General features: G+C 71.5%; 23 protein-coding genes and 1 pseudogene. 13 read left to right on the forward strand and 11 right to left on the reverse strand.

The features are described 5' to 3' along the window. The first annotated feature begins 120 nt into the window (after window positions 1-120). Complete coding sequence (locus ACZ6A9_RS04165; protein WP_468977778.1) at window positions 121-885, forward strand: DUF4232 domain-containing protein; 765 nt, start codon at window positions 121-123, stop codon at window positions 883-885. On the opposite strand, the gene hemB is transcribed toward ACZ6A9_RS04165, so the two are convergent. Next, window positions 879-1,880 carry a porphobilinogen synthase gene (gene hemB, locus ACZ6A9_RS04170; RefSeq protein ID WP_468977782.1) on the reverse strand — a complete coding sequence of 334 codons (1,002 nt, stop codon included), beginning with the start codon at window positions 1,878-1,880 and terminating at the stop codon, window positions 879-881. The two genes, ACZ6A9_RS04165 and hemB, sit on opposite strands and share 7 nt — an antisense overlap. Window positions 1,881-1,995: 115 nt before the next feature. Between hemB and ACZ6A9_RS04175 the strand changes: the two genes are divergently transcribed. The 5 genes from ACZ6A9_RS04175 (at window position 1,996) to ACZ6A9_RS04195 (ending at window position 7,805) form a co-directional block, all read left to right on the forward strand. Then, a complete protein-coding gene (locus ACZ6A9_RS04175; protein ID WP_468977787.1) occupies window positions 1,996-2,760 on the forward strand; it encodes an alpha/beta fold hydrolase in 765 nt (254 codons plus the stop codon). A 221-nt stretch (window positions 2,761-2,981) separates the two neighbouring features. Beyond that, the gene (locus ACZ6A9_RS04180) at window positions 2,982-3,587 is read left to right on the forward strand and encodes a LysE family translocator (protein WP_468977792.1); all 606 of its coding nucleotides are present in this window, start codon (window positions 2,982-2,984) and stop codon (window positions 3,585-3,587) included. Window position 3,588: 1 nt separating this feature from the next. Beyond that, the gene (locus ACZ6A9_RS04185) at window positions 3,589-4,317 is read left to right on the forward strand and encodes a B3/B4 domain-containing protein (RefSeq protein WP_468977794.1); all 729 of its coding nucleotides are present in this window, start codon (window positions 3,589-3,591) and stop codon (window positions 4,315-4,317) included. A gap of 14 nt (window positions 4,318-4,331) precedes the next feature. Next, complete coding sequence (gene pdxR, locus ACZ6A9_RS04190) at window positions 4,332-5,813, forward strand: MocR-like pyridoxine biosynthesis transcription factor PdxR (protein ID WP_468977797.1); 1,482 nt, start codon at window positions 4,332-4,334, stop codon at window positions 5,811-5,813. A gap of 675 nt (window positions 5,814-6,488) precedes the next feature. Continuing rightward, window positions 6,489-7,805 (forward strand): hypothetical protein, encoded by a 1,317-nt coding sequence (locus tag ACZ6A9_RS04195; protein ID WP_468977801.1) that lies wholly within the window; start codon window positions 6,489-6,491, stop codon window positions 7,803-7,805. Window positions 7,806-8,001: 196 nt separating this feature from the next. Here the strand turns inward: ACZ6A9_RS04195 and ACZ6A9_RS04200 are convergent, their stop codons facing one another. Continuing rightward, on the reverse strand, window positions 8,002-9,018 hold the full coding sequence (locus ACZ6A9_RS04200) for a helix-turn-helix domain-containing protein (RefSeq protein ID WP_468977808.1): 1,017 nt from the start codon (window positions 9,016-9,018) through the stop codon (window positions 8,002-8,004). A 471-nt stretch (window positions 9,019-9,489) separates the two neighbouring features. Between ACZ6A9_RS04200 and ACZ6A9_RS04205 the strand changes: the two genes are divergently transcribed. After that, window positions 9,490-10,119: a DUF4232 domain-containing protein gene (locus ACZ6A9_RS04205; protein ID WP_468977813.1), complete on the forward strand. Its 630-nt coding sequence runs from the start codon at window positions 9,490-9,492 to the stop codon at window positions 10,117-10,119. 134 nt (window positions 10,120-10,253) lie between these two features. Here the strand turns inward: ACZ6A9_RS04205 and ACZ6A9_RS04210 are convergent, their stop codons facing one another. Together ACZ6A9_RS04210 and ACZ6A9_RS04215 are read right to left on the reverse strand one after the other, a co-directional pair. Further along, window positions 10,254-11,246: a transcriptional regulator gene (locus tag ACZ6A9_RS04210; RefSeq protein WP_468977975.1), complete on the reverse strand. Its 993-nt coding sequence runs from the start codon at window positions 11,244-11,246 to the stop codon at window positions 10,254-10,256. Between the two features lie 96 nt (window positions 11,247-11,342). Next, window positions 11,343-11,567: pseudogene (locus ACZ6A9_RS04215) on the reverse strand (helix-turn-helix domain-containing protein); the annotation flags it as partial. Between the two features lie 198 nt (window positions 11,568-11,765). Here ACZ6A9_RS04215 and ACZ6A9_RS04220 point away from each other — a divergent pair. After that, window positions 11,766-12,221, forward strand: a complete 456-nt coding sequence (locus ACZ6A9_RS04220; protein WP_468977816.1) for a glycine-rich domain-containing protein — start codon at window positions 11,766-11,768, stop codon at window positions 12,219-12,221. A 129-nt stretch (window positions 12,222-12,350) separates the two neighbouring features. Further along, window positions 12,351-13,043, forward strand: coding sequence for a class I SAM-dependent methyltransferase (locus ACZ6A9_RS04225; protein ID WP_468977819.1), 693 nt, complete (start codon window positions 12,351-12,353; stop codon window positions 13,041-13,043). A gap of 724 nt (window positions 13,044-13,767) precedes the next feature. Here the strand turns inward: ACZ6A9_RS04225 and ACZ6A9_RS04230 are convergent. Beyond that, window positions 13,768-14,196, reverse strand: coding sequence for an ATP-binding protein (locus ACZ6A9_RS04230; protein WP_468977822.1), 429 nt, complete (start codon window positions 14,194-14,196; stop codon window positions 13,768-13,770). A 163-nt stretch (window positions 14,197-14,359) separates the two neighbouring features. On the opposite strand from ACZ6A9_RS04230, the gene ACZ6A9_RS04235 reads away from it, so the two are divergent. Together ACZ6A9_RS04235 and ACZ6A9_RS04240 are read left to right on the forward strand one after the other, a co-directional pair. Next, window positions 14,360-15,193 carry a helix-turn-helix domain-containing protein gene (locus tag ACZ6A9_RS04235; RefSeq protein ID WP_468977824.1) on the forward strand — a complete coding sequence of 278 codons (834 nt, stop codon included), beginning with the start codon at window positions 14,360-14,362 and terminating at the stop codon, window positions 15,191-15,193. After that, window positions 15,190-15,396: a DUF397 domain-containing protein gene (locus tag ACZ6A9_RS04240; protein WP_468977827.1), complete on the forward strand. Its 207-nt coding sequence runs from the start codon at window positions 15,190-15,192 to the stop codon at window positions 15,394-15,396. The genes ACZ6A9_RS04235 and ACZ6A9_RS04240 overlap by 4 nt, the downstream gene beginning before the upstream one ends. 99 nt (window positions 15,397-15,495) lie before the next feature. Here the strand turns inward: ACZ6A9_RS04240 and ACZ6A9_RS04245 are convergent, their stop codons facing one another. After that, window positions 15,496-16,035, reverse strand: coding sequence for a GNAT family N-acetyltransferase (locus tag ACZ6A9_RS04245; protein ID WP_468977830.1), 540 nt, complete (start codon window positions 16,033-16,035; stop codon window positions 15,496-15,498). A 206-nt stretch (window positions 16,036-16,241) separates the two neighbouring features. Between ACZ6A9_RS04245 and ACZ6A9_RS04250 the strand changes: the two genes are divergently transcribed. Then, the gene (locus tag ACZ6A9_RS04250; protein ID WP_468977833.1) at window positions 16,242-16,841 is read left to right on the forward strand and encodes a nucleotidyltransferase family protein; all 600 of its coding nucleotides are present in this window, start codon (window positions 16,242-16,244) and stop codon (window positions 16,839-16,841) included. Window positions 16,842-17,027: 186 nt separating this feature from the next. Here the strand turns inward: ACZ6A9_RS04250 and ACZ6A9_RS04255 are convergent, their stop codons facing one another. The 5 genes from ACZ6A9_RS04255 to ACZ6A9_RS04275 all read right to left on the reverse strand — a co-directional run bounded on the left by ACZ6A9_RS04255 (window position 17,028) and on the right by ACZ6A9_RS04275 (window position 22,739). Further along, complete coding sequence (locus tag ACZ6A9_RS04255; RefSeq protein ID WP_468977836.1) at window positions 17,028-18,725, reverse strand: bifunctional uroporphyrinogen-III C-methyltransferase/uroporphyrinogen-III synthase; 1,698 nt, start codon at window positions 18,723-18,725, stop codon at window positions 17,028-17,030. Next, on the reverse strand, window positions 18,722-19,681 hold the full coding sequence (hemC, locus tag ACZ6A9_RS04260) for a hydroxymethylbilane synthase (RefSeq protein WP_468977839.1): 960 nt from the start codon (window positions 19,679-19,681) through the stop codon (window positions 18,722-18,724). Before hemC ends, ACZ6A9_RS04255 begins: the two co-directional genes overlap by 4 nt. Continuing rightward, window positions 19,678-21,396 carry a glutamyl-tRNA reductase gene (locus tag ACZ6A9_RS04265; RefSeq protein WP_468977841.1) on the reverse strand — a complete coding sequence of 573 codons (1,719 nt, stop codon included), beginning with the start codon at window positions 21,394-21,396 and terminating at the stop codon, window positions 19,678-19,680. Before ACZ6A9_RS04265 ends, hemC begins: the two co-directional genes overlap by 4 nt. Continuing rightward, a complete protein-coding gene (locus ACZ6A9_RS04270) occupies window positions 21,393-22,160 on the reverse strand; it encodes a redox-sensing transcriptional repressor Rex (RefSeq protein WP_228971534.1) in 768 nt (255 codons plus the stop codon). Before ACZ6A9_RS04270 ends, ACZ6A9_RS04265 begins: the two co-directional genes overlap by 4 nt. Window positions 22,161-22,460: 300 nt before the next feature. Next, complete coding sequence (locus ACZ6A9_RS04275) at window positions 22,461-22,739, reverse strand: glutaredoxin family protein (RefSeq protein WP_468977846.1); 279 nt, start codon at window positions 22,737-22,739, stop codon at window positions 22,461-22,463. Window positions 22,740-22,843: 104 nt separating this feature from the next. Here ACZ6A9_RS04275 and ACZ6A9_RS04280 point away from each other — a divergent pair, with 104 nt between their 5' ends. After that, a complete protein-coding gene (locus tag ACZ6A9_RS04280) occupies window positions 22,844-23,755 on the forward strand; it encodes an HAD family hydrolase (protein ID WP_189561511.1) in 912 nt (303 codons plus the stop codon). The last annotated feature ends 145 nt before the right edge of the window (window positions 23,756-23,900 follow it).

Raw genomic sequence — 23,900 nt, forward strand, 5'->3', positions numbered from 1 at the left:
CCCCGCCAGGTGTGGCGGCCGGGACGGATCTCCCCGCAAGCTCTGGTCATCCAAGCACGCCGCTCCCGGCAACCGGTCGAGCGACGCCGCCAACCCCTCCCCGACGACAAGGAATTCGCCATGCGCACCTCCCGCCTCCGCCTGCTCGCCGCCGCCGGAATCACCCTCGCCACCCTGTCCCTGACGGCCTGCCAGGACGGCACGGGCACAAAGGACGAGGGCGCGTCCCAGCCGAACGCGACGGCGCCCACGAGCACGCCCACCAACCCGTCCTCGAAGCCCTCAACGGACGGCACCCCGTCCAACGACCCGTCCCAGGCCGGCGGTGGCACGGGCGCTGACAAGGCCTCCGGCAGCAGCTCGGGCAACGGCAACGGCTCCGGCTCCGGCTCCGGCTCCGGCTCCGGCAAGGAGAAGGGCACGAGCCAGGGGAAGGGTTCCGACGACGGCCCCCGGACCTTCGCCGCCTGCAACGGCTCCAACACCACCGTCACCGCCCAGCCGGTCCCCCGCCCCCTCAACCACATGCTGATCACGGTCAAGAACACCGGATCCAAGCTGTGCGACCTCACCTACTACCCGGTGCTCCGCTTCGACGAGATGCAGTGGGTGCCGCAGCCGGTCGAGGAGAGCAAGCCGCAGGCCGTGGTGAGTCTCAACCCGGGCGAGTCGGCGTACGCGGGTGTGCTCCTGTCGGCCGCCGACGGCAGCGGCGACGGCGGCACCACCGGTCACCGGCTCACCGTCGGCTTCCAGGGCCGCACCCCGGGCAGCGACGGCGGGCCGTCCGCGATCCCGTCCCTGCCGGCCAAGGGCGTGTACTACGACAGCTCGCTGGCGGTGACGTACTGGCAGCAGTCGATGGACGACGCGCTCACCTACTGAGCGGCGCTCAGCTTCTGGGCCGCTTCGGTGGCCCAGTAGGTGAGGATGTTGCGCGCGCCAGCCCGCTTGATGCCGGTGAGCGTCTCCAGGATCGCCCGGTCCCGGTCGATCCAGCCCTTCTCGGCGGCGGCCTCGATCATCGAGTACTCACCGGAGATCTGGTACGCCGCCACCGGCACGTCCACCGTGTCCGCGACCCGCGCGAGAATGTCCAGATAGGGGCCCGCCGGCTTCACCATCACCATGTCGGCGCCCTCCTCCAGGTCGAGCGCCAGCTCCCGCAGCGACTCGCGGACGTTCGCCGGGTCCTGCTGGTAGGTCTTGCGGTCGCCCTGGAGCGAGGAGGCGACGGCCTCGCGGAACGGCCCGTAGAAGGCGGAGGCGTACTTGGCGGTGTACGCCAGGATCGCCACGTCCTCCCGCCCGATCTGGTCGAGGGCGTCGCGGATGACGCCGATCTGCCCATCCATCATCCCGCTCGGCCCGACCACGTGCGCGCCCGCGTCGGCCTGGACCTGCGCCATCTCGGCGTACCGCTCGAGCGTGGCGTCGTTGTCGACGCGCCCCTGCTCGTCCAGCACTCCGCAGTGCCCGTGGTCCGTCGTCTCGTCGAGGCACAGGTCGGACATGACGAGCAGGTCGTCCCCGACCTCGGCCCGCACGTCCCGCAGGGCGATCTGGAGGATCCCGTCCGGGTCGGTCCCCGGCGTGCCGAGGGCGTCCTTCTTGGACTCCTCCGGCACACCGAACAGCATGATCCCGGAGACCCCGGCCGCCACCGCCTCCGCGGCGGCCTTCTTCAGGCTGTCCCGCGTGTGCTGCACGACCCCCGGCATCGCCGCGATCGGCACCGGTTCGTCCGCGCCCTCGCGCACGAAGGCGGGGAGGATGAAGTCGGCGGGGTGCAGCCTGGTCTCGGCGACCATGCGCCGCATGGCGGGAGTGGTACGCAGACGCCGCGGCCGCGCGCCGGGGAAGGATCCGTACGTCGTCATACCACCTACGCTACGCCCGCGCCGCCCCTGCCTTTACCGACGGGGAGTCGGCCGTCGCACTCGGTGCGGGTACCGTTCACCCCCGTCGCGAACACGCAAACGAGAGGACCACACCGTGCAGAGCGCCGCCGTGACGGCCGAGGGCGACCGCATCCGCTGGGTCGAACTGCCCGGCCGGGACCCGGCCCGCGTCTACGTCCACGGCCTGGGGGCCACCTCCCCCGCCTACTTCACGGCGACCGCCGTCCACCCCCTCCTCGCCGGGCACCGCTCGCTCCTGGTGGACCTCCTCGGCCACGGCCACAGCGACCGCCCCACCTCGTTCGCCTACACCCTTCAGGACCACGCCGACACCCTCGCCGCCACCCTGCGCGCCGCGGGCGTCAGGGGCGCCGAGGTCGTCGCGCACAGCATGGGCGGCTCCGTCGCCGTCGTCCTCGCCGCCCGGCACCCCGAACTGGTGTCCCGGCTCGTCCTGGTCGACGCCAACCTCGACCCGCTCCCCCGCACCCCCGGCGCGTCCGGCAGCAGCGGCATCGCCGCGTACACGGAGGAGGAGTTCGTCTCCGGCGGCTGGCGCGAGGTCCGCGACCGGGCGGGCGCGCACTGGTGGTCGACGATGCGCCTGGCGGGCCTGGAGGCCCTGCACCGCAGCGCGTCCCACCTGGTCGCCGGAACCGTCCCGACGATGCGCGAGCTGCTGCTCGACCTGCCGCTCCCCCGCGCGTTCCTCTACCCCGAGGCCGACGGCCCCTTCCCCGGCGCGGCCGAACTGACCGCCGCGGGAGTGTCCTTGACCGCGGTCCCCGACTGCGGCCACAACATCATGCTGGACAACCCGGAGGCGTTCACCCGGGCGGTGGCCGAAGCGCTCGTCTGACGCCGGCCGGTGCGCCGTCAGTTCAGGGTGTACTCGCACAGGTGCTTGCCCTCGACACCGCCCTGGCCCTCTTGCCCTCGCCGCCCACTTCGACGGTGATCGTGCGCTGATCCCGTCTCCCGGCGGGCTTTTGGACCTCTCGAGCCGCTCCCTTTTGGCTCTGCCCTCCGGTCCATCACCGCATCAGGCTGGGAGGACCACCGACCTCCCGGAGGGTTCACTTGAGTCCCGCTTTCCTTCTGACCACGCTGGTCGTGGTCGTCACCCCCGGCACCGGCGTGGTGTACACCCTCGCCGCCGGGCTGTCCCACGGCCGCCGGGCCGGTGTGGTCGCCGCGCTCGGCAGCACCCTAGGTGTCGTGCCGCACCTACTGGCGACGATCACCGGCCTCGCCGCGCTCCTGCACACCAGCGCCGTCGCCTACGCGGTGGTGAAGTACCTCGGTGTCGCCTATCTGCTGTACATGGCGTGGGCGACGCTGCGCGACAAGGACGCGCTGACCGTCACGGCGGACGCCGAACCGCAGCCGGCGCTCCGCGTGATCACCTCCGGCGTGCTCCTCAACCTCCTGAACCCGAAACTGACCATGTTCTTCGTCGCGTTCCTCCCCCAGTTCGTCCCCTCCGGCACGCCCGGTTCCACCGGCCTCATGCTCCGACTCGGCGCCGTGTTCATGGCCCTGACCTTCATCGTCTTCGCCGCGTACGGCATGCTCGCCGCGGCCGTGCGCGACCGTCTGTCGCTCCGGCCCCGGATCATGACGGCCGTCCGCCACGTCTTCGCGGTCTGCTTCGTGGGCCTGAGCGCCCGGATGGCGGTGGCCTGAGATGCGCTTCCGGCACACCGACGCCCTCTGGTCCGACCACCCCCGCCTCGCGGCGGGCGCGCTGTACACCACCGGCGTCGACGAGGCGGCCGACGTCGGCCCGAGCGTCGCCGACTACACCGCCCGCGCCCGAACCCGGCTGGCGGGCGCCTCCGAGGGCCAGTTTCCCGAAGTGCTGGCGTGGCGGCGGGCGTTCGCCCGGATGGGACTGAAGCCGACGCAGTACCGCTGCGCCTCGGAGTCACTCCTGCGGCGCCTCCGCAAGGAGGGCACCCTGCCCCGCATCCACCCGGTGGTCGACGTGTGCAACGCGATCTCCGCCGCCCACGCGGTCCCGGTCGCCGTCCTCGACGCCGACCGCATCACCGGACCCCTGCTCGAAGTGCGGTACGCCCACGGCGACGAGGAGTACACGACCTTCGGCGGCGACCTGGAACACCCCGCACCCGGCGAGGTGACGTACGCCGACTCCGCCGGGCACGCGCACGCCCGCCGCTGGACCAACCGGCAGAGCGGCCACTCCGCGGTGAGCGAGGGCACCGACCGGATCCTCGTGGTGACGGAGGCCCTGCACGACGGCGGCACGGACACCGTCGCGGAGGTGCTGGAGACGATCGCCCGGGAACTCACCGCACACTGGCCGACCACCCCCATGACGGCCCTCCTCACCTCCGCCGCACCGGAGTTCACCCTCACGGACCAGCCGCTGTCCGACACCCGGGCGCCTTGATGCGCCGTGGCACCATGGGTGCGGTGAGCGAGAGGAACGCGGCGACGAGCGGCCCGGCGGCGCCCGGCTCCGACTTCCTCCAGCTGCGCCCTGACGACGCCCCCACGGGCGGCAAGGCGGACTGGCTGGCCCAGCGACTGCGGCAGGCGATCACCGACCGCCGGCTGACCGTCGGCAGCAGGCTGCCGGCCACCCGGGTGCTCGCCGCCGAACTGCGCGTCTCCCGGGGCGTGGTCACCGAGGCGTACCGGCGGCTCGCGGAGGACGGCCACGTCGAGGGCCGCCGGCGCGGCGGCACCGTCGTCGTCGCGACACCCCCCGCCCACCTGCCCCCGGCCGGTCACGCACCACCGCCGCACTCCCCCTTCACCGGCGAACCGGGCGCCGACGCCTTCGACGCGCTGCGCGCCGCCGACGCCCGCATCGACCTCACCCCCGGCCGGCCCGACCTCTCCGCGTTCCCGCGCACGGCCTGGCTCCGCGCCGAACGGGCCGTCCTCGCCGAGCTGTCCGCCACGGACCTCGGCTACGGCGATCCTCGCGGTGCCCCACGGCTGCGCCGCGCCGTCGCCGACTGGCTGGCCCGCAGCCGCGGCATCCGGGTCGAGCCGGACGGCATCCTGGTCGTCGCCGGTACCGCGCAGGCCCTCACCCTGCTGAACCCCGTCCTGCTGGCGGACGGCGTCACCGGTGTGGCGGTGGAGGACCCCGGCTCGCTCGGCACCCGCCAGCACCTGCGCCACGGCGGTCTGACCACCCCGCCCGTGCCGGTCGACGCCCACGGCATACGCGTCGACGCGCTGCGCGCCACCGGAGCCGACGCCGTCCTCCTCACCCCCGCCCACCAGTTCCCCACCGGCGTCGTGACCAGCGGCGAGCGCCGCCGCGAGCTGCTGCGCTGGGCGGCGGACGGGGGGCTGATCCTGGAGGACGACTACGACGCCGAGCACCGCTACGACCGCCCGCCGGTGCCCGCCCTGCGCTCGCTCCTCGCCGACCGGCTCTGCTACATGGGCAGCGTCTCCAAACTGCTCGCCCCCGCCCTGCGCATCGGCTGGCTCCTCCCCCCGCCCCGCCACCTCCGTGCCCTGACGGACGCCAAACGCTTCGCCGACCTGGGCAACGCCGTCCTCCCCCAGCTCGTCCTGGCCCGACTGATGGAATCGGGCCAACTGGAGCGGCACCTGCGGCTGCTCCGCGCCCGCCACATCCGCCGCCGCGACGCCATGATCGAAGCCGTCGGGCTCCACCTTCCGGGCGCGGTCGTCCACGGAGCGGCGGCCGGCCTGCACCTGACGGTCACCTACGCACCGGACGTGCCCGACACCGAACTCGCCGCCGCGGCCCTCACCCATGGCGTGAAATGCCACCCCCTGTCCTGGCACCGTCAACTCCCGGGCCGCCCCGGCCTCGTCCTCGGCTACGCGGCGGACCCACCCGGGGCGATCACCGAGGGCATCGCCCTCCTGGGCCGGGCCCTGCGCGAACTGACCTGACGGCCGGGTGTCGGTACCGCCGGATACGGTGCCCGCGTGAACCGGACGACCCATGACGACCGCACCCTGCCCCCCGCCCTCGCCGACCTGGCCCGCACGGAGATCGACTACGCCGGCGGCGAGGGCATCGACACCCTCTGCCGCTGACCTCACCACGAGCGGCCCGGCCCTTGGGGTCCGGTACGGCAGCACCCCCGTCCGGGTGAACGGCACGTGCACAGTCCAGCGCAAGCACCTAGCGTGACGTGCGACAACTCTCCGCACTCGCATCCCCTGGGAGCTCTGTGTGCAGAAACTTCCGATACGTCACCCGAAGGCGCCACGCCGACGCCGCATGGCGGTGACGGCCGTCAGCGGCATCGCGGCCGGCTGCACCCTCCTCTGCCCCGCACCCGCGGCCCTCGCCCGGCCCGCACCCACCGCCCCGTCTCCCGCCGCGCTGACCGCCCCGCCACCGGCCCCGGCCAAGCCAGGTGGCCCGACCTCTACCGCGCCAGTCTGGACGGCATCGAACAGGCCGCGCGCTCCCACGGACTCCCGTCGGGCGACGACGGACACTGGATCTTCGCCGGTACGGCGATCCGCGCCCCCGCCCCGGCCGCGAACACCTCGGCCTCGCCCCCCGCCGACCCCCACCTGGCCCGTTTCAAGAGCCAGTTGGGGCGGTCCGGGTACGTGTCCCAGTCCGGCACCGAGGCCGTGTTCGACCTGAACCGCAGGTACTGCGAGGGCGCCCTGTTCAGCGGCATGTGGCCGAACCCCCAGTCGCCCTACATCGTCACCAACCTGCCGGAGGTGCCGGGGCAGAAGGCCAACACCAATCCCCCCGTCACCTGGCGCATGCGCGAGGACGAAGCCGTCGTCCTGATCGGCACGACCCCGCCGCCGGAGGCCTACTTCTCCTTCGACCTCACCATGGTGCGGGGGTCCCTGAACACCGGCCCGGTCCTGTGGCCCGCCGTCGGCGACCCGGTCAACAGGGGAACCGTGAAGACCGCCGGCCCCACCCCCTTCGGCCGGCCGTTCGCCCTCGTGGTCACGGGGCACGAACGCACGCGGGCCGAGGTGCACGAGATGCTGGCCGCCTCCGGGCTCGGCGGCGCGATCAACGACGCGACCGTCCCCCCGGCCATGTTCCGCCTGGGCCTCGGCGAGGACGCCGACCAGTTCCTGCTCGGCATCCGCACGGCCGCGCCCGAGCCCGGCTTCGAGAAGGCGCTCGACGCCTACCGCGACGCGCCCCCGCTCCAGATCCTGCGGGTACGGCCGAAGGGCGCCTCCGCCGACCAGACGAAACCGGTGTACGCCCCCGCCCCGCTGCCCGTCCCCCGGCTGCGCGTCGCCGGTACCGGCGCCACCGAGCTCGACCTCAACCCCACGCTGCAGGAACTGCGTCAGCGGATCATCGACGCCCACCCGGGTTTCGAGGCACGCGACGTGGCGATGGAACGCGGATTCGAGCAGTCGTACCCGGGGCTGCAGTCCAACAAGGTGATCGATCCCCCCACACCCGGGATCGGCGCCCTGTCCAACGACGCCGACGACCCGCTGAGCCCGGCCTTCAGCCTGCCCGACGGCTCCTTCGTCGTCGCCTACGGCACCAACCACGTGGCCACCCGGCAGGCGAGCTACTCCAGCATCTCCCTCTACGCCGACGAGGAGGCCGCCGTCTCGGTGGCCGCCAGGAACCACCGCGACCTGCGGGGCAGCGCGCGTGACTACCTCCCCGACAGCCCGGACGCGGACAAGCTCTACGCGTGGACCTTCAGCCGGGCCGGCAAGGCCGGCCCGACCGGGCCGCACGTCACCGAGCTCCCGTCCGCCGGCACGGACTTCTGCGCCCAGTACGGCGCCGACCGGCCCGTCGACATGAGCACCATGCAGGCGGTGGCACGCGCCTACATGCAGCCCGAGACCCTCACCCACCCGGCCCTCTCCTCGCTCCTCCTGGACCGTCTGCTGGTCTTCACGCCCAAGCAGAAGTCCACGTAGGACGCGGCCCCGAGGCACGGAGCCGTCAACGGCCGGCGCCGAGACGGAGCGCCCCCCGGACGGGCTGCTCCGTCTCGTCCGGCCGACCGGCTCGGGCCGTCGACCGACGCCTCCCTGTCCTGGCCACCGCTCCCGCGGCCGGACGACCGGGGTCACCGGGCCTCGGAACCGCCGCATCGCCCGTCACGGACGGCGGTCAGGCCGCACGCGCCGCCCCGCTCGCTGCCGCCGGTCCATGGCGGCAGTCGCGGCAGAGGCCTGGTTCCGGAGCACGGAAGACCCGGTCACAGCCGTCACAGTCCTGGAAGGGGGACGGGCGGTGGCCCCCCGGCATGGGCGGGGGAGGTTCCGGGGCTGCGGGAAGCGGCGGGGGCAGCAGTTCACGCAGGCGGTAGGCGAGCACACCCGCCGGGTGCTTCATGACGACGGGCAGGTCGGCGGTCAGGGTGTGGCGCAACGCGGCGACATTGACGCCCCGTTCGAGCCAGTCGACGACGGCCGGGGCCAGCCGGCGCACCTCACGCAGCGACAGTGTGAGGCGCTCGTCGGCACGGCGCAGACCGGCGAGCAGCGCGACCGCCTTCTCGTGCGGCGGTCCGGAGGAAGCCGACTCGTGCGGCGGCATCACGGGGGCGGCGGAGACGGGCGCCTCAGGTACCGGCACCGGCGCGTCCGGGACCGTGGGGGCCGTCGGACCGGCCGGGACCACCGGCTCGGCGGCGGCTTGATCGTCCTCCTGAGGTGTCTCGCCGCCTACTGCCTCCACCGTGTGACGGGTGCGGGCGCGACCTGCTCCCGCACGCCGGCCCACCGGCCGCACGGGCTCCGCGACGGCGGCGGACGGCACCTCCAGCGGTGTGTGGTGGGCGTACGTCCGCGTCACCAGCCGCCCGTCCTCCGTGTGCTCACGGACCCGCCGCAGATATCCGTGCGCCTCCAGCTCCCGCAGGGCGAAGGCGATCCGGTCCCGCCCTTCGGGGAAGCGCTCGGCGAGACTGCGGATGTCGACCGGGGTGCTCTCGGGCACCGAGAGGATGTGCGTCGCGAGTCCGATCGCGGTCAGCGACAACTGACGGTGCTGGGCGAGGTGGTTGCCGACGACCACGTACTGCCCGGATAGGCACGTACGTACGTGGGTGACACCGGACGGGGTGGCGGATCGCGGAACACCCTGGATCGGGCGCGGGGCAGCACTAGTCTTCTGTTCAGCCATGGGGAAGGGTTTGCTTCCTCTGTGGTCAGGCCCTCGCCCGGGAGTCCTACGTCCCGGCGGGGGCCGACGTCTGTACGGGGTCAAGTGAGCGCCGAGTTGATCCGGCCCTCCGAGCTGAGAGTGCCCGCCCTCACCACCGCCGCGCCAGCCAGTTCGACGCGTTTCACCCGGCCGAGTGATCAACACGAGGTTTGGTCGGGTTGGTTGGTATTTACCCTGGGTACTTAGGTCTTTTTACGGCCCGCAGCCCCGTCGGCCGACCCACCGGAGCCCGTCCCACCCGGCCCCGGCGCACCGCCGTGCGTGCCGGGCACGGCACGGATGTCACCGCGCATGCCTCCGTCTGTAACAGGCTTGTCCGGACCCGCCGTCGAGCGAAACGGCGAGCGGGCGGGACGTCTCTTGCGGGGTGCGACGGCCGCGCTGACGGCCCGTCACACACACAACCCCACCGACACCGAGGAAGACACCATGCGCGTCACCAAGCTCACCATCGCCGCCCTGGCCGCCGTCGCGGGCCTCTCGCTCACCGCCTGCGAGAACGGCGACGACATCGCCGCGGACCCCAAGCCGGCCACCTCGGCCCCCGCCGCGAACGGCGACGCGGGCCAGGAGCAGGGTCAGAAGCAGGGTCAGGAGGGCGGCACGGTCGCCGGAACCGGGAACAACGAGGACGGCAAGACCGACACGTGCCGCACCGACGAACTGGACGTCACGGCGACGGACGCCACCATCGACGGCGACACCGACGGCACCGTCGCGGTGACGTTCACCAACGGCGGCGGCCGGGACTGCGCGATCTCGGGCTACGCGGGCGTCGACCTGAAGACCAGCGCGGGCTCCCTCTCCGCCGAGCGCACCGGCGAGGAGGCCCCCTCGGTCGTCCTGAAGGACGGCGAGAAGGTGTCCTTCGCCGTCGTCTACCCGGTCAACGACTCCGGCGGCTCCGGCGTCCGCGTCACGGGCCTGGTCGTCACCCCGCCGGACGAGACGAAGTCGGTGACCCTCGACTGGCCGGGCGGCTCCTCCCTGCCGGTCACGGACGGCTCCGGCACCCCGGTGAAGGTCGGCCCGATCGGCAGCGCGGGGCAGGGCGGCTGAACATTCCGGACGCCGTCCAGGTGACCTGGGCTGCCCCGCCGGTGTCGTCTGCCCATATCAACAGTCGCGGCGGCCTCGTTCCGCAGCAAGGAAGACATGCTCGCGGCCATCACACTTCTGACTGGCGTCCTTTGTTACCCGGCTCCGGCCCTCGGAGCGGCAGCAAGCACCAGGCGCCCCAGCTCGCGGACACCGGCGGCCTGAGCGTGTGAGCGGTTCAGCTCTTCGACGATCGCCCGCATGCTGGGGCGGTCCCGGACTTCGGCCGGTGTCACGCGAAAGGCTGCCAGCAGGCTTTGGGCAGTCGGCTCGGGCTTCCCCCACTGCCACCATGCACGGGCCATGTCGGTGTGCAGACGTCCTTTGCGCTCCGCCGTGGTGAATTGCTCGGGGCGAAGCTGTCCGCCCGCCCTGATCGCGGCTCCCGCATCACCGAGCGCCCAGTGGACACCTACTTGGTACAACTGCACGGAGGCGGGTGTGATGGCGAAGAGGCGACCGGCCAGCGGAACGGCGGGCAGATCTCGGGCTGCCCGGGCGGCATCCTCGATCATCGACAACGCTTCGTCGCGGTTTCCCGCACGAGCCGCTGTGTAGGACGTGGTGCAGAGCAACTGCGCATAGGCGGCCGCTTGAGCCTGGGTGTGCAGACCGGTCGCCTCCACGACAGACGCTGCCCTGAGGACCAGCCGCTGCGCCGTGTCCGCCTGATTCTGGTGGCGCAGCACGATGGCCAGTTCGCGGGCCGCAGCCGCCGAAACCAGCGGCGACCCGGAGAGGTCGGCGTAGAGACCCGCTCTGTCGGCGGTGAGCCGCGCTTGGTCGTACCGCCCGATCTTCACCAGTACCTGCGCCGTCAGTGAGTAGCAGGCGGACAGACGCGCGTAGTCGATGTCGGCACGCTCACGGATACGGGCGTGGGCCGTGGCGAGCAAGTCAGGCAGGGCCTTGAGTAGATCGCCGTACCGGCCTGTGTCGAACAGGGCACGCGCACGAGCCAGGCGCACGTCCAGCGGCACCGATGAACCCGAGGGCGCAGGCAGGTCGGCGAGCGCCGATTCCACCCCGAGCAGGAGGGACGTGGGGGCGGCCAACCCGGCCGCTGCGAGCAGCGTTCGGCGTCGCATCGGGTCCTCCTCGATGTGGCGTGGACCGTTCGGCGCAACATTAGTGGCTCGTGGGCCCGTGAGGCCCAGTGCCGCTCCCAGGATGTGCGGTGGTACACCGACCTCACACGCAGCCCGCTGTAACAGACGCAGATCACTGACGCGGCCGGACTTCTCCAGGCGCGAGACGGTCGACGCCGAACAGCCGAGGCGACGCCCCAGATCCGCCTGGCGCCACCCGCGTAGGGCCCGACCAAGTCGGATCAACCCACCAGGGTCACTCATCTCCATCAGTGACCGCACCCTGGACGAGTTCCACACCGGGTCGATGGTGCGCTGCATCGCGCCTCCCCCATGACAGGAGCAGGACCGTCTGTCCACGGTAGGGGCTTCGCACCGGCACGCCCAGTGCGTGTGCACGTCGTGCACACCGCGTGCGGGGCACGGTCGTTGCGGACGCTCCTCGCCTACGACGTGATGCCGTGATGTTGCGCCCCGCCGAAAGGGAGCGGGTACGCGGTACACGGGAGGAGAGCCACGATGGCCACAGCCCTGGAGATTGACCGGACGGTTCCCGCGACACGGGACCCCAGGATGTACGTGGAGCCAGAGGTCTGGCAGCGGGAGATCCAGCTCCTGATGCGTGATCACCCCTTCGACGAGGTCATGGCCGAGCGCCTGTTCGCCGCTGCCGTCTCGTACCTGATCACGGCGATGGAGAAGTGGGGCCAAGGGCTGGAGATGTGCTGCGGTCGCCTGGTCGACATCGCCGTCCACGTCTTCATCCTGGACACGAAGAACTACCGCGAGTTCTGCGCCCGGCACTTCGGCGGCCGGTTCCTGGAACACATCCCGGAGATCGAGTTCAAGTACGACGGCTCGGTGGAGCGCACGGCCCACATCATCGCGGAGAACGGCTTCCCGGTGGACTGGAAGCTGTGGGAGCGCGACTTCGCCAAGTGCGGCCCGTGCAGGCCGGGCGAGAACTGCCACTGATCGAGCACGACCTGAGGTCCGGGCGCCCACCACGGGTGCCCGGGCCCCCGTTCGTGTCTTCGTGGCGTGTCGCGTGTGGGCCGCGGCTACGGTGCTCGGGCACCGTGCCCGCTCCCCTCAAGGACGCCCATGCTCCGTACGTCACACGATCCCGTCTTCTTCTGGGACCGCTACAAGCCGGACCGTGACGGACCGGCGCCGCCTCCCGAAGTAACGGCTTTCGAGTGGACGCAGTACGAAGGTCACGGCCCCGGAGCCGAACTGCTCGGCCGGCCGCGCACCGCGCTCGAACTGGGAGCGGCCGAGTGCCGGGAGGCGTCCTGGCTGGCGCGCCGTGGGGTACGCGTCACTGCACTGGACCTCTCCCCGGTGCAGGTCGAGCGGGCACGCAGGTGGTGGAAGGACGTCCCCGCCCTGACGATCGAAGAAGGAGAGGCCTGCTCCTTCCTCCGGGGCGACGACCAGACGTACGACGCCGTCTACTCGATCTGGGGCGCGGTGTGGTTCACCGACCCGGACGAACTGTTCCCCCTGGTGGCCGAGCGACTGTTGCCTGGCGGGGTGTTCGCCTTCTCGCACGGTGAGACGCCCCAGCACGCCACTGGCTGCCAACCCATGTACGGGAAGGGCCCTGAAGGCAGGGAGATGACCGTGGACCGCTGGTGTCATCCTCCCGAGACGTGGGCCGCCATCGCACACAAGCATGGCTTCGTCGACGTCGAGGCGCGGTGCCTTACCGCGCCCACCGGCCAAGCACTGGGCACGATCATCGTCGAAGCCCGGCTGCCTGACCGGGCAGACCACGCCACGTCCTCTCGCTAAAGGGGAACTCCGTGCCACCGTCTTCCTACTCGGCGAACGGGCGATGCCGTCTCTGTGGTAGCGCCATACAGATAGACGTACGGAGCGGAAAGGTCTATCCCCATCGGCGTGCTGACGCCCGAACGCAATGCTCCGAGTCCGGCAAGCCCCGTTATCGCCCCGGGGCGCCGACAGAGCTGCTGCACGAGTTGAAGCCGTCTGTCATCACCAGACGCCCGCCCCGGCCGGTCAGCACGATCCTGGAGGTGCCAGTTCCCAGGCCGGCGTGGGTCCCGTCGCTGGACGACGCCGACGCTCCGGTGATCACCTTGCCCGCTCATGGCCGTCTGGGTTACTGGGTCCCGGGACACGGGTGGCAGAAGCACGAGGAGTTCGTGCATCGTCACGTCCATGGCCGCGCCCGGCCGGAATGGGACCACGGCGGTGGCTCCTGGTCCCTCGCCACCCGTCACTTCATCGAGCTCGCCGGCGTACTGGTCAAGCAGTACGGCCGCATACTCCTCGGACGCGAGTACAACAGCTCGGAGAGATGCAACCCGAGGTGCATGAACGCTTCCGGCTACGAGTGCACCTGCTCTTGCCTGGCACGTAATCACGGCCGCGGCGGGTGGATGTCCGGATGGCGCATCACCGCAGAGACGACCAGCCTGGTCCACGGACGCCACTGGAGTTGGACCGTGCTGACGCGATCCTCCTCGAACCCTCGCAGTTGACACGCAATCCGTCACTGGCCGAGGTCCAGCTCCGCCCACACGGTTTTCCCCGGCGCCGGGCCCCTTCGTACGCCCCAGCGGTCGGCCAGCTCCTCGACCAGCAGCAGGCCGTAACCGGACTCGGCAGGTTCAGCCCCGGCGAGTGTCCGTGCCCGCGTGGGCACGCACTCGCCCCGAGTGTCGGTGACCTCGATGCGGAGGGTGACGGACGCTGTGACGGTGAGGCCGAGCCGGAAACCGCGGCCCGAAACACGACCGTGCACGACGGCATTCGTAGCGAGTTCAGCGACGATCAACCGAGCCGGGTCGAGTGGCAGCCCCCAGGAGCGCAGTTGCTCGGTGGCGAGCAAGCGCGCGAGGCGGGCGCCTCGTCGGGTGGCGGAGAGCGGCACCGTGAACTGGTGGAGCGGGGTGCTCGGTGCGGTGATTTCCTGACTCATGTCACACAGGGTGTTTGTGCGTGCGTAGCCTGTGAAGACGGGCGGCCCGTGCGACCAGTGGCTGTCCGTGAGGTGTCCGGTTTCCGTCCGGGCTGCCCGGGATGACCGGGCGCGGGCGGCCGGAGTTGGTCCGGGGAAGGGCGCGCGACGGGAGGCGGCGAGCATGAGTGAGTGGGAAGCGGGGCTGGACGACGAAGAGGCCGGGGCCGTGATGCGCACGGTCACACGGCAGCTGAAGCTGTGGCGGGAGGCGGCCGGCCTTACGCAGGCGGAGTTCGGGGCGGCGATCGGGTACGGGGAGGAGCTGGTCTCCTGCGTGGAGCGGGGGCGGCGGATTCCCCGGCCGGAGTACTTGGACGCGGCGGACGAGGTCCTGAGCGCGGGCGGGAAGATCGCCGCGATGAAGAAGGACGTGGCGGAGGTCCGGTACCCGAAGAAGGTACGGGACTTGAAGAACCTGGAGGCGGAGGCCACCGAGCTGTGCGCCTACAACAACACCGTCATCCACGGGTTGTTGCAGACGGAAGGGTACGTGCGCGCGTCGGTCGCGACCCGACGACCTCCGTTCACGGAAGACGAGTTCGAGCGGCATGTGGCAGCCCGTTTGGCCCGGCAGGACATCCTGACCGAGACCGCTCCGCTGCGCCTCTTCAACTTCGTCCAATGCGAGTCCACGCTCCGTCGTCCCATCGGTGGCAGGATGGTGATGCGAAGGCAGCTCGAACGCTTGCTGGAAGTGGGGCAGTTGAGAAACGTTGATCTGCAAGTCCTGCCCCTGGACCGCGAGGACAACGCCGGACTGGCAGGCTCGTTCAGGCTGCTGCGGCTACGAGATGGCGGCACGGTGGGGCACAACGAAGTCCAGCTCGTCAGCCGTTTGATCACCGATCCCAAGGAAGTCCAAGTGCTGGACATCCGCTACGGGACCATCCGGGCGCAGGCTCTCACCCCCCGGGAGTCGCTGGCCTTCATCGAGAAAGTGCTGGGAGAAGAATGATCCACAAGACCTCAAGCGAAGACGCCACGGCTCCCGAGTGGATAAAGAGCAGCTACAGCACACCCGACGGCCCCGACTGCGTCGAGGTGGCGGCGGCCCCTGACCACGTCCTCGTCCGTGACTCCAAGGACCCGGACGGCCACCGCCTTGCCCTCACCCCCACCACCTGGGCCGCCTTCCTGCCGTACGCGTCCGAGCACTGACGTAGCGAACACAAGTGGCCCGCACCCGGATGCACGGGTGCGGGCAACGGACCACGTCTGCGTGTCAGTCGGCGGCCGGGGCCACCGCAGCTCGAGGGCTCAATCGCAGGGCGGTACCGGGGACCTGAGACCGAGCCACTGATCGGCGTCCCAGGCCCGGAACCGCTCCACTTCGGTGAATCCCAGCCTTGCGGCGAGGCGCATCGAGCGGACGTTGGCGGTCTGGGTGGCGAGCACCACCGGCTCACCCGGCAGGACACTGTCGAGCCAGTCCAGTGCCGCCGCGCACGCCTCGGTGGCATAACCGCATCCCCACGCCCGCGGCAGGAACAGGTAGCCGAGATCGACCTTCCCCACGGCAGCCGGGCGAAGGTGTTCCGCTGCTCTCCTGAGCAGGATGTGGCCGATCATCTCCCTGCCGAGCTCGACGACGAGACTCCCGGGCGCCCGCCCGGGCACCTCGGGCATCTCGCGCTCCAGCTCGTCACGCGGCCGGGGACCGCCGAGATAGGTGTGCGTCTCCGGCGAGGCTTGCAGCTCGATGAACGCCGCGCGGTCCCGGGCCTCGGACCCACGCAGCACGAGCCGCTCGGTGGTGATCGGTAAGGGCGGCCACGCGACAGGTCCGAGGTCATCCATGTCAGCCAGCCAATCAGCGGCCCCACCAGCGATCAAGACGCGCGGTCCTTCTGGCTTTCCCTCCCCCCGGGATGCCTCGGAGGGCCGGGGCGACTCGCATCGTGCCGGCGACCGGCACGGCGATCAACCGGACAACACCCTGCGCGCCGAGTGCCTGAACACGGCAGCGGGAAGTGTTGACGCATTCATCGTGGTAGGCATGCACGGTGACCGGACACCTCCCGCTGGACGAGCAACTCGCCGCCCTGCAAGTCGCCCTGTCCCGCAACGAGACGCTCCTCCAGGTGCTCGACCGGACCGCGGCGATGGGCCTGCCCGGCTGGTACCTGACAGCGGGCTGCCTCTTCCAGACCGTGTGGAACGTCGTCACGGGCCGGCCTCCCACCGAGGGGATCAAGGACTACGACGTCTTCTACTTCGACGACCGCGACCTGTCCTGGGAGGCGGAGGACGCGGTGATCCGTGCCGCGGCCACGGTCTTCGCGGACCTCCCGGCCGAGGTCGAGGTCCGCAATGAGGCCCGCGTCCACCTCTGGTACGAACAGAAGTTCGGCGTCCCGTCTCCCCCGTACACCTCCACCGAGGCGGCGATCGACAGTTTCGCCGCGACCACCTGCTGCCTGGGCGTGCGGCTGGAACCCGGTGGCCGGTGGCGCGTCTACGCGCCACACGGGCTCTCCGACGTGTTCGGGCTCGTCGTACGCCCCAATCCGGTCCTCGCGCCGCGTGCCGTGTACGAGGCCAAGGCGGCACGCTGGTGCCGGCAGTGGCCCGAGCTGACCGTGCTGGCGTGGCCTACGGCCTGAGTCAGAACAATTGGAGCGTTTCTCCAAGCTCGCGCGACCGGCCACCTGCGAGTTTCAGGCGGACCGATGGAGAACCGCTCCAATCGCCCCCTCGGCCGCCCGGCCACAGTCCCAACGCGCAGTGGCGGGGCGCGCCCTCACGGCACGCCCCGCCACCACCTCACGTGTACGACCGTTACGGCCCCGTCACGTCGTCGACCGCCGCCTGCGCGCCCCCGGGCGCCGCTCGCTCGGCCGTGTCACCGGGTCGCCCGCCTCGATCGCCGCCAGCCGGCGCCGCGTGCCGAAGTCGGCCAGGGCCTCCGCCAGCTTGTGGACCGACGGCTCGGGAGCCATCACGTCGACCCGCAGGCCGTGCTCCTCGGCGGTCTTCGCCGTGGCCGGGCCGATACAGGCGATCACCGTCACGTTGTGCGGCTTGCCCGCGATGCCGACCAGGTTCCGCACCGTCGACGACGACGTGAACAGCACCGCGTCGAAGCCGCCGCCCTTGATCGCCTCCCGGGTCTCCGCCGGGGGCGGCGACGCGCGGACCGTACGGTAGGCGGTCACGTCGTCCACCTCCCAGCCCAGCTCGATCAGCCCGGCGACCAGCGTCTCCGTGGCGATGTCGGCGCGCGGCAGGAAGACGCGGTCGATCGGGTCGAAGACCGGGTCGTAGGGCGGCCAGTCCTCCACCAGACCGCGGGCCGACTGCTCACCGCTCGGCACGAGGTCCGGCCGGACGCCGAAGTCGATCAGCGCCTGGGCGGTCTGCTCACCCACCGCGGCGACCTTGATGCCCGCGAAGGCACGCGCGTCGAGCCCGTACTCCTCGAACTTCTCCCGCACCGCCTTCACCGCGTTGACGGACGTGAAGGCGATCCACTCGTAGCGGCCCGTCACCAGGCCCTTGACCGCCCGCTCCATCTGCTGGGGCGTGCGCGGCGGCTCGACGGCGATCGTCGGCACCTCGTGCGGCACGGCCCCGTAGGACCGCAGCTGGTCGGAGAGCGACGCCGCCTGCTCCTTCGTGCGCGGCACGAGGACCTTCCAGCCGAACAGCGGCTTGGACTCGAACCACGCCAGCCGGTCGCGCTGGGCGGGGGCGGAACGCTCACCGACCACGGCTATCACTGGCCTTCCGCCCTCCGGGGAGGGCAGCACCTTCGCCTGCTTCAGGGTCTGCGCGATCGTGCCGAGCGTCGCCGTCCAGGAGCGCTGCCGGGTCGTCGTCCCGGCGACCGTCACCGTCATCGGCGTATCGGGCTTGCGACCGGCGGACACCAGTTCGCCTGCCGTGGCCGCCACGGAGTCCAGCGTGGTGGAGACGACCACCGTGCCGTCCGACGCGCCGACCTCCGTCCAGCACCGGTCGGACGCCGTGCGCGCGTCGACGAACCGCACGTCCGCGCCCTCGGCGTCACGCAGCGGCACACCGGCGTACGCGGGCACGCCGACCGCGGTGGCGATACCGGGCACGACCTCGAACGGCACCCCCGCCGAGGCGCACGCCAGCATCTCCTCGGCGGCGTACGCGTCGAGCCCGGGGTCACCGGACACCGCACGCACGACCCGCCTGCCGCCCCGCGCGGCCTCCATGACAAGATGTGCGGCATCCCGCACCGCGGGGACACTGGCGGGTGTTGACGCGCCGTCGACGACCGTCAGTTGGGGCGTGCCCGTGCCCGGAACCGACGCGTCGGCCTCCGTGTGCACCTCGGCGACGCCCTGCCTGGCGTGGGTGCGCACGACCTCGAGCACATCGTGCTCGGCGACGAGGACGTCCGCGTTCGCCAGCGCCTCCACGGCGCGCAGAGTCAGCAGTCCCGGATCCCCGGGTCCGGCACCGAGGAAGGTGACGTGCCCGTGTTCGGGAGGGGCGGGAAGGGTGGTGGGGCTCACTGTGCTCGCTCCCCCATCAGACCGGCCGCGCCCTGCGCCAGCATCTCGGCGGCGAGTCCGCGACCGAGCGCCATCGCCGCCTCGTGCGTCCCGGGCACGGGACCGGTGGTGGACAGCTGCACCAGGGTGGCACCGTCGGTCGAACCGACGACGCCCCGCAGGCGCATTTCCTTGACAGACTGCCCGCCGGTCAGGAGATCGGCCAGCGCCCCCACGGGTGCGCTGCAGCCGGCCTCCAGGGCGGCGAGCAGTGACCGCTCGGCCGTCACGGCGACCCGCGTGAACGGGTCGTCGAGCTCGGCGAGCGCGGCGATGAGTTCCGCGTTGTCCGCGGTGGTCTCGACCGCCAGTGCTCCCTGGCCGGGAGCGGGCAGAATCGTGTCGACCGACAGGAAGTCGGTCACCTCGTCGCTGCGGCCGACCCGGTTCAGCCCGGCGGCCGCCAGCACCACGGCATCCAGTTCGCCCTGGTGGACGTACCCGATGCGGGTGTCGACGTTGCCCCGGATCGGGACGGTCTCGAAGTCCATGCCGTGGCTGCGCGCGTACGCGTTCAGCTGTGCCATGCGGCGCGGCGAGCCGGTGCCGATGCGGGCGCCGCGCGGCAGGTCGGTGAGCTTCAGCGCGTCGCGCGTCACCAGCACGTCGCGCGGGTCCTCGCGCACCGGGGTGGCCGCCACGACCAGTTCGTCGGGCTGCGTGGTCGGCAGGTCCTTCAGCGAGTGCACCGCGAAGTCCACCTCGCCGCGTGCCAGCGCCTCCCGCAGCGCGGCCACGAACACACCCGTGCCGCCGATCTGCGCGAGGTGCTCGCGCGAGACGTCGCCGTACGTGGTGATCTCGACGAGCTCGACGGGCCGTCCGGTCACCTGGCTCACGGCATCCGCCACCTGCCCGGACTGGGCCATGGCGAGCTTGCTCCGCCGTGTCCCCAGCCTCAGTGCCTTCTCAGTCATCCCGGCCCTCGGTTCCTTGCGTCTCGCTTCTCGGTGCTTTCCTCGGCGCGGGAGACGGAGGCCACCGTCTCGGGGTCGAGGTCGAACAGGGTGCGCAGCGCGTCGGCGTACCCGGCTCCGCCGGGCTCGGCCGCGAGCTGCTTGACCCGTACCGTCGGTGCGTGCAGCAGCTTGTCGACCACCCGCCGCACGGTCTGGGTGATCTCCGCGCGGTGCTTGTCGTCCAGGCCGGGCAGCCGCCCCTCCAGGCGGGCGATCTCTCCGGCCACCACGTCGGCCGCCATGGTGCGCAGGGCGACGACGGTCGGCGTGATGTGCGCCGCCCGCTGTGCCGCCCCGAACGCGGCGACCTCGTCGGAGACGATACGCCGCACCTGGTCCACATCGGCAGCCATCGGGGCGTCCGCGGAGGCTTCCGCGAGCGATTCGATGTCGACCAGCCGTACGCCGGCCAGCCGGTGCGCGGCCGCGTCGATGTCGCGCGGCATCGCGAGGTCCAGCAGGAACAGCACCGGTTCGGGGCGCGGCGGCTCCGCCACCGGTTCCGGGCGGCGACGCTCGGGGATCCGGCCGACCACGGACGCGGTCGCGGCGAGCGCGCCGATCAGGTCGGCGTCGGCCTCCGGGCCGCTCCGGCCCGCCGGGCGGCGGCCCGCGGTCGTGCCCGCGGCCCACGCGGCGTGCTGCTCCAGCGTCGCCGCGTCCATACCGGCGACCGCGGCCTCGCCCATCACGGAGAAGCCGGGCGGTACGGAGGCCAGGTCGAGCGGGCAGTTCTCGTCGGTGGCAGCGGCGGGCGGCAGCGGGGACTGCGCCGCGGACAGGGCCCGCTCCGCCTCCTCGTCGAGGTCGACGACGACCCGCTGCTGACCGGTGCGGCCCTCGACACCCGCCGCGACCGCGTCGCCCGTGAGGACCAGTCCGGTCGCGCCGGTGCAGGAGACGACGACGTCGGCACGTGTCAGCTCGGCCGGCACCGACGTCATCGGTACCGCGCGGGCCAGCACGTTCGTGTCGTCGCCCTCGGTCAGGATCTGCGCGAGCCGCTCCGCGCGGTCGGGCGTGCGGTTGGCGACGACGACCTCGGCCACGCCGGCCCGCGCGAGCGTCGCCGCGGCCAGCGAGGACATCGAGCCGGCACCGATGACCAGGGCCTTCTTGCCGTCGGCCCAGGTCTCCACGGGTGCACCGAGGGCGAGCTGTTCCAGGCCGAAGGTCACCAGGGACTGCCCGGCGCGGTCGATGCCGGTCTCGGAGTGGGCGCGCTTGCCGACCCGCAGCGCCTGCTGGAACAGGTCGTTCAGCAGCCGTCCGGCGGTGTGCAGCTCCTGCGCCCGGGCGAGCGAGTCCTTGATCTGGCCGAGGATCTGCCCCTCGCCCACGACCATCGAGTCCAGCCCGCAGGCCACCGAGAACAGGTGGTGGACGGCCCGGTCCTCGTAGTGCACATAGAGATAAGGAGTGAGCTCCTCCAGGCCGACCCCGCTGTGCTGGGCGAGCAGCGTGGACAGCTCGGCTACACCGGCGTGGAACTTGTCCACGTCGGCGTACAGCTCGATGCGGTTGCAGGTGGCGAGGACCGCGCCCTCGGTGGTGGGCTCCGTGGCGAGCGTGTCCTGCAGCAGCTTGGTCTGCGCGTCCGCACCCAGCGAGGCCCGCTCCAGCACGCTGACCGGAGCACTGCGGTGGCTCAGTCCGACGACGAGGAGACTCATGCCGGCATCACGGCGGGGACGTCCCCGTCGGGCCCCTGGTCGGTGGCGGAGTCCTTGCGGGCGGCGGCGGCCGGGGCGGCGGCGGTGTCCGACGCGGCCTCCTCGCCGGCCTTGCGCTGCTCGTGGAAGGCGAGGATCTGCAGCTCGATGGAGAGGTCCACCTTGCGCACGTCGACGCCCTCCGGCACGGACAGCACGGTCGGCGCGAAGTTCAGGATGGAGGTGACACCGGCGGCGACGAGACGGTCGCAGACCTGCTGGGCGGCGCCGGCGGGGGTCGCGATCACGCCGATCGACACGCCGTTGTCCGTGATGATCGACTCGAGTTCGTCGGTGTGCTGCACCGGGATGCCGGCGACGGGCTTCCCGGCCATCGCCGGGTCGGCGTCGATCAGCGCGGCGACCCGGAAACCACGGGACGCGAACCCGCCGTAGTTGGCGAGCGCGGCGCCGAGGTTGCCGATACCGACGATCACAACCGGCCAGTCCTGGGTCAGGCCGAGTTCACGGGAGATCTGGTACACGAGATACTCGACGTCGTAGCCGACACCCCTGGTCCCGTAGGAGCCCAGGTAGGAGAAGTCCTTGCGCAGCTTCGCGGAGTTGACGCCCGCGGCGGCCGCCAGCTCCTCCGAGGAGACCGTCGGCACCGAACGCTCGGAGAGCGCGGTGAGGGCTCGGAGGTACAGCGGAAGCCTGGCGACGGTGGCCTCGGGAATCCCTCGGCTACGGGTCGCCGGTCGGTGAGTTCGGCCAGTTGCCACGGTGCTCCTGCGGGTAGAGCGGGGCTTTTGGCGGTCATACGTCAGCTCATACGTCTCCGGACCGCCCCGTCGCATGCAGGCTATGTCTTTGTGAACGCGTGCACAAAGATGGTGTCCGATTTGCCCGGCCAACGTGACCGGGGTCACGCAACCCCGGCGCACTCGTAGGGAACCGGCGCGCGCGCACCATGGTTCCTTTTCTTTCGGGGGCAAAACCGCACACTCTCCTCTGTCAATCCCGCCCCCGAGACCAAGTCACCATCGATCCTAAGCGACTTTCCGCCAGATTGGACTGGCCGGTCAGTCACTCAGCGCCTTGCGCAGACGCCGCTCGTCCACCCGCCAGAAGGTGTGCTGCTCCCCGTCGACGAGCACGACCGGAATCTGCTCCCAGTACCTGTCGTACAGTTCCCGGTCCTCGGTGATGTCCTTCCGCTCCCACGGGACGCCGAGCTCCCCGCACACCTTCTCCACCACCACCTGCGCGTCGTCGCACAGATGGCAGCCGGGCTTGCGGACGAGGGTGACGAGCCGGTCCCGCGGAGCGGCCGGGGTGTTGCGGCGGAAGAGAGGGCTCATACGGGCCATTGTCTCCCCCTCCTTGACGACACGGACACGGAGAGTTCACGACGCTCCAACCTCTCGGCTCCGGAACATGCCCGCCGACTGGCTATGCTCACGCCATGGCCGCTCTCGGATGGCTCACCCCCCGTAGGCGCTCCGCCACGGCGCGGAGCGTGTTGGCAGGCGAGGCCTCGGCGGAGGCAGCACGGAAGTCCACCCAGGAGATTTCCGAACGCGAACCCGAATTCCCGGTACCGGGTGACGAACGGGCCGCCGCGTTCTTCGACCTGGACAACACGGTGATGCAGGGCGCGGCCCTGTTCCACTTCGGGCGCGGCCTGTACAAGCGGAAGTTCTTCGAGACCCGCGAGCTCGCCCGGTTCGCCTGGCAGCAGGCGTGGTTCCGGCTCGCCGGGGTCGAGGACCCCGAGCACATGCAGGAGGCCCGCGACTCGGCGCTCTCCATCGTCCAGGGCCACCGCGTCTCCGAGCTGCAGTCCATCGGCGAGGAGATCTACGACGAGTACATGGCCGAGCGGATCTGGCCGGGCACCCGGGCGCTCGCCCAGGCGCACCTCGACGCGGGACAGCGGGTGTGGCTGGTCACGGCGGCTCCGGTGGAGATCGCCACCGTGATCGCCCGCCGGCTGGGGCTGACCGGCGCGCTGGGCACGGTCGCCGAGTCGGTCGATGGCGTGTACACCGGCAAACTGGTGGGCGAACCGCTGCACGGCCCCGCCAAGGCGGAAGCGGTACGCGCCCTGGCGCTGGCCGAGGAGCTGGACCTGGGACGCTGCGCCGCCTACAGCGACTCGCACAACGACATCCCCATGCTGTCGCTGGTGGGCCACCCCTACGCCATCAACCCCGACTCCAAGCTCCGCAAGCACGCCCGCCGCATGGACTGGCGGCTGCGCGACTACCGCACCGGACGCAAGGCCGCCAAGGTCGGCATCCCCGCGGCGGCGGGCGTCGGCGCGGTCGCCGGCGGCACCGCGGCAGCCATCGCCCTCCACCGGAAGCGCCGCTGACCCCGCTCGGCCACGTGCCCGAACGATCTGACGGGCCGTCCGCTCTTCCCTCGGTGCCGGACCATGTGTTCCTGTGGCTCCTTACCCGGACCATGTGTTCCTGTGGCTCCTTACCCGGACCATGTGTTCCTGTGGCTCCTTACGG

The sequence above is a fragment of the Streptomyces sp. NPDC041124 genome, from assembly GCF_055592385.1.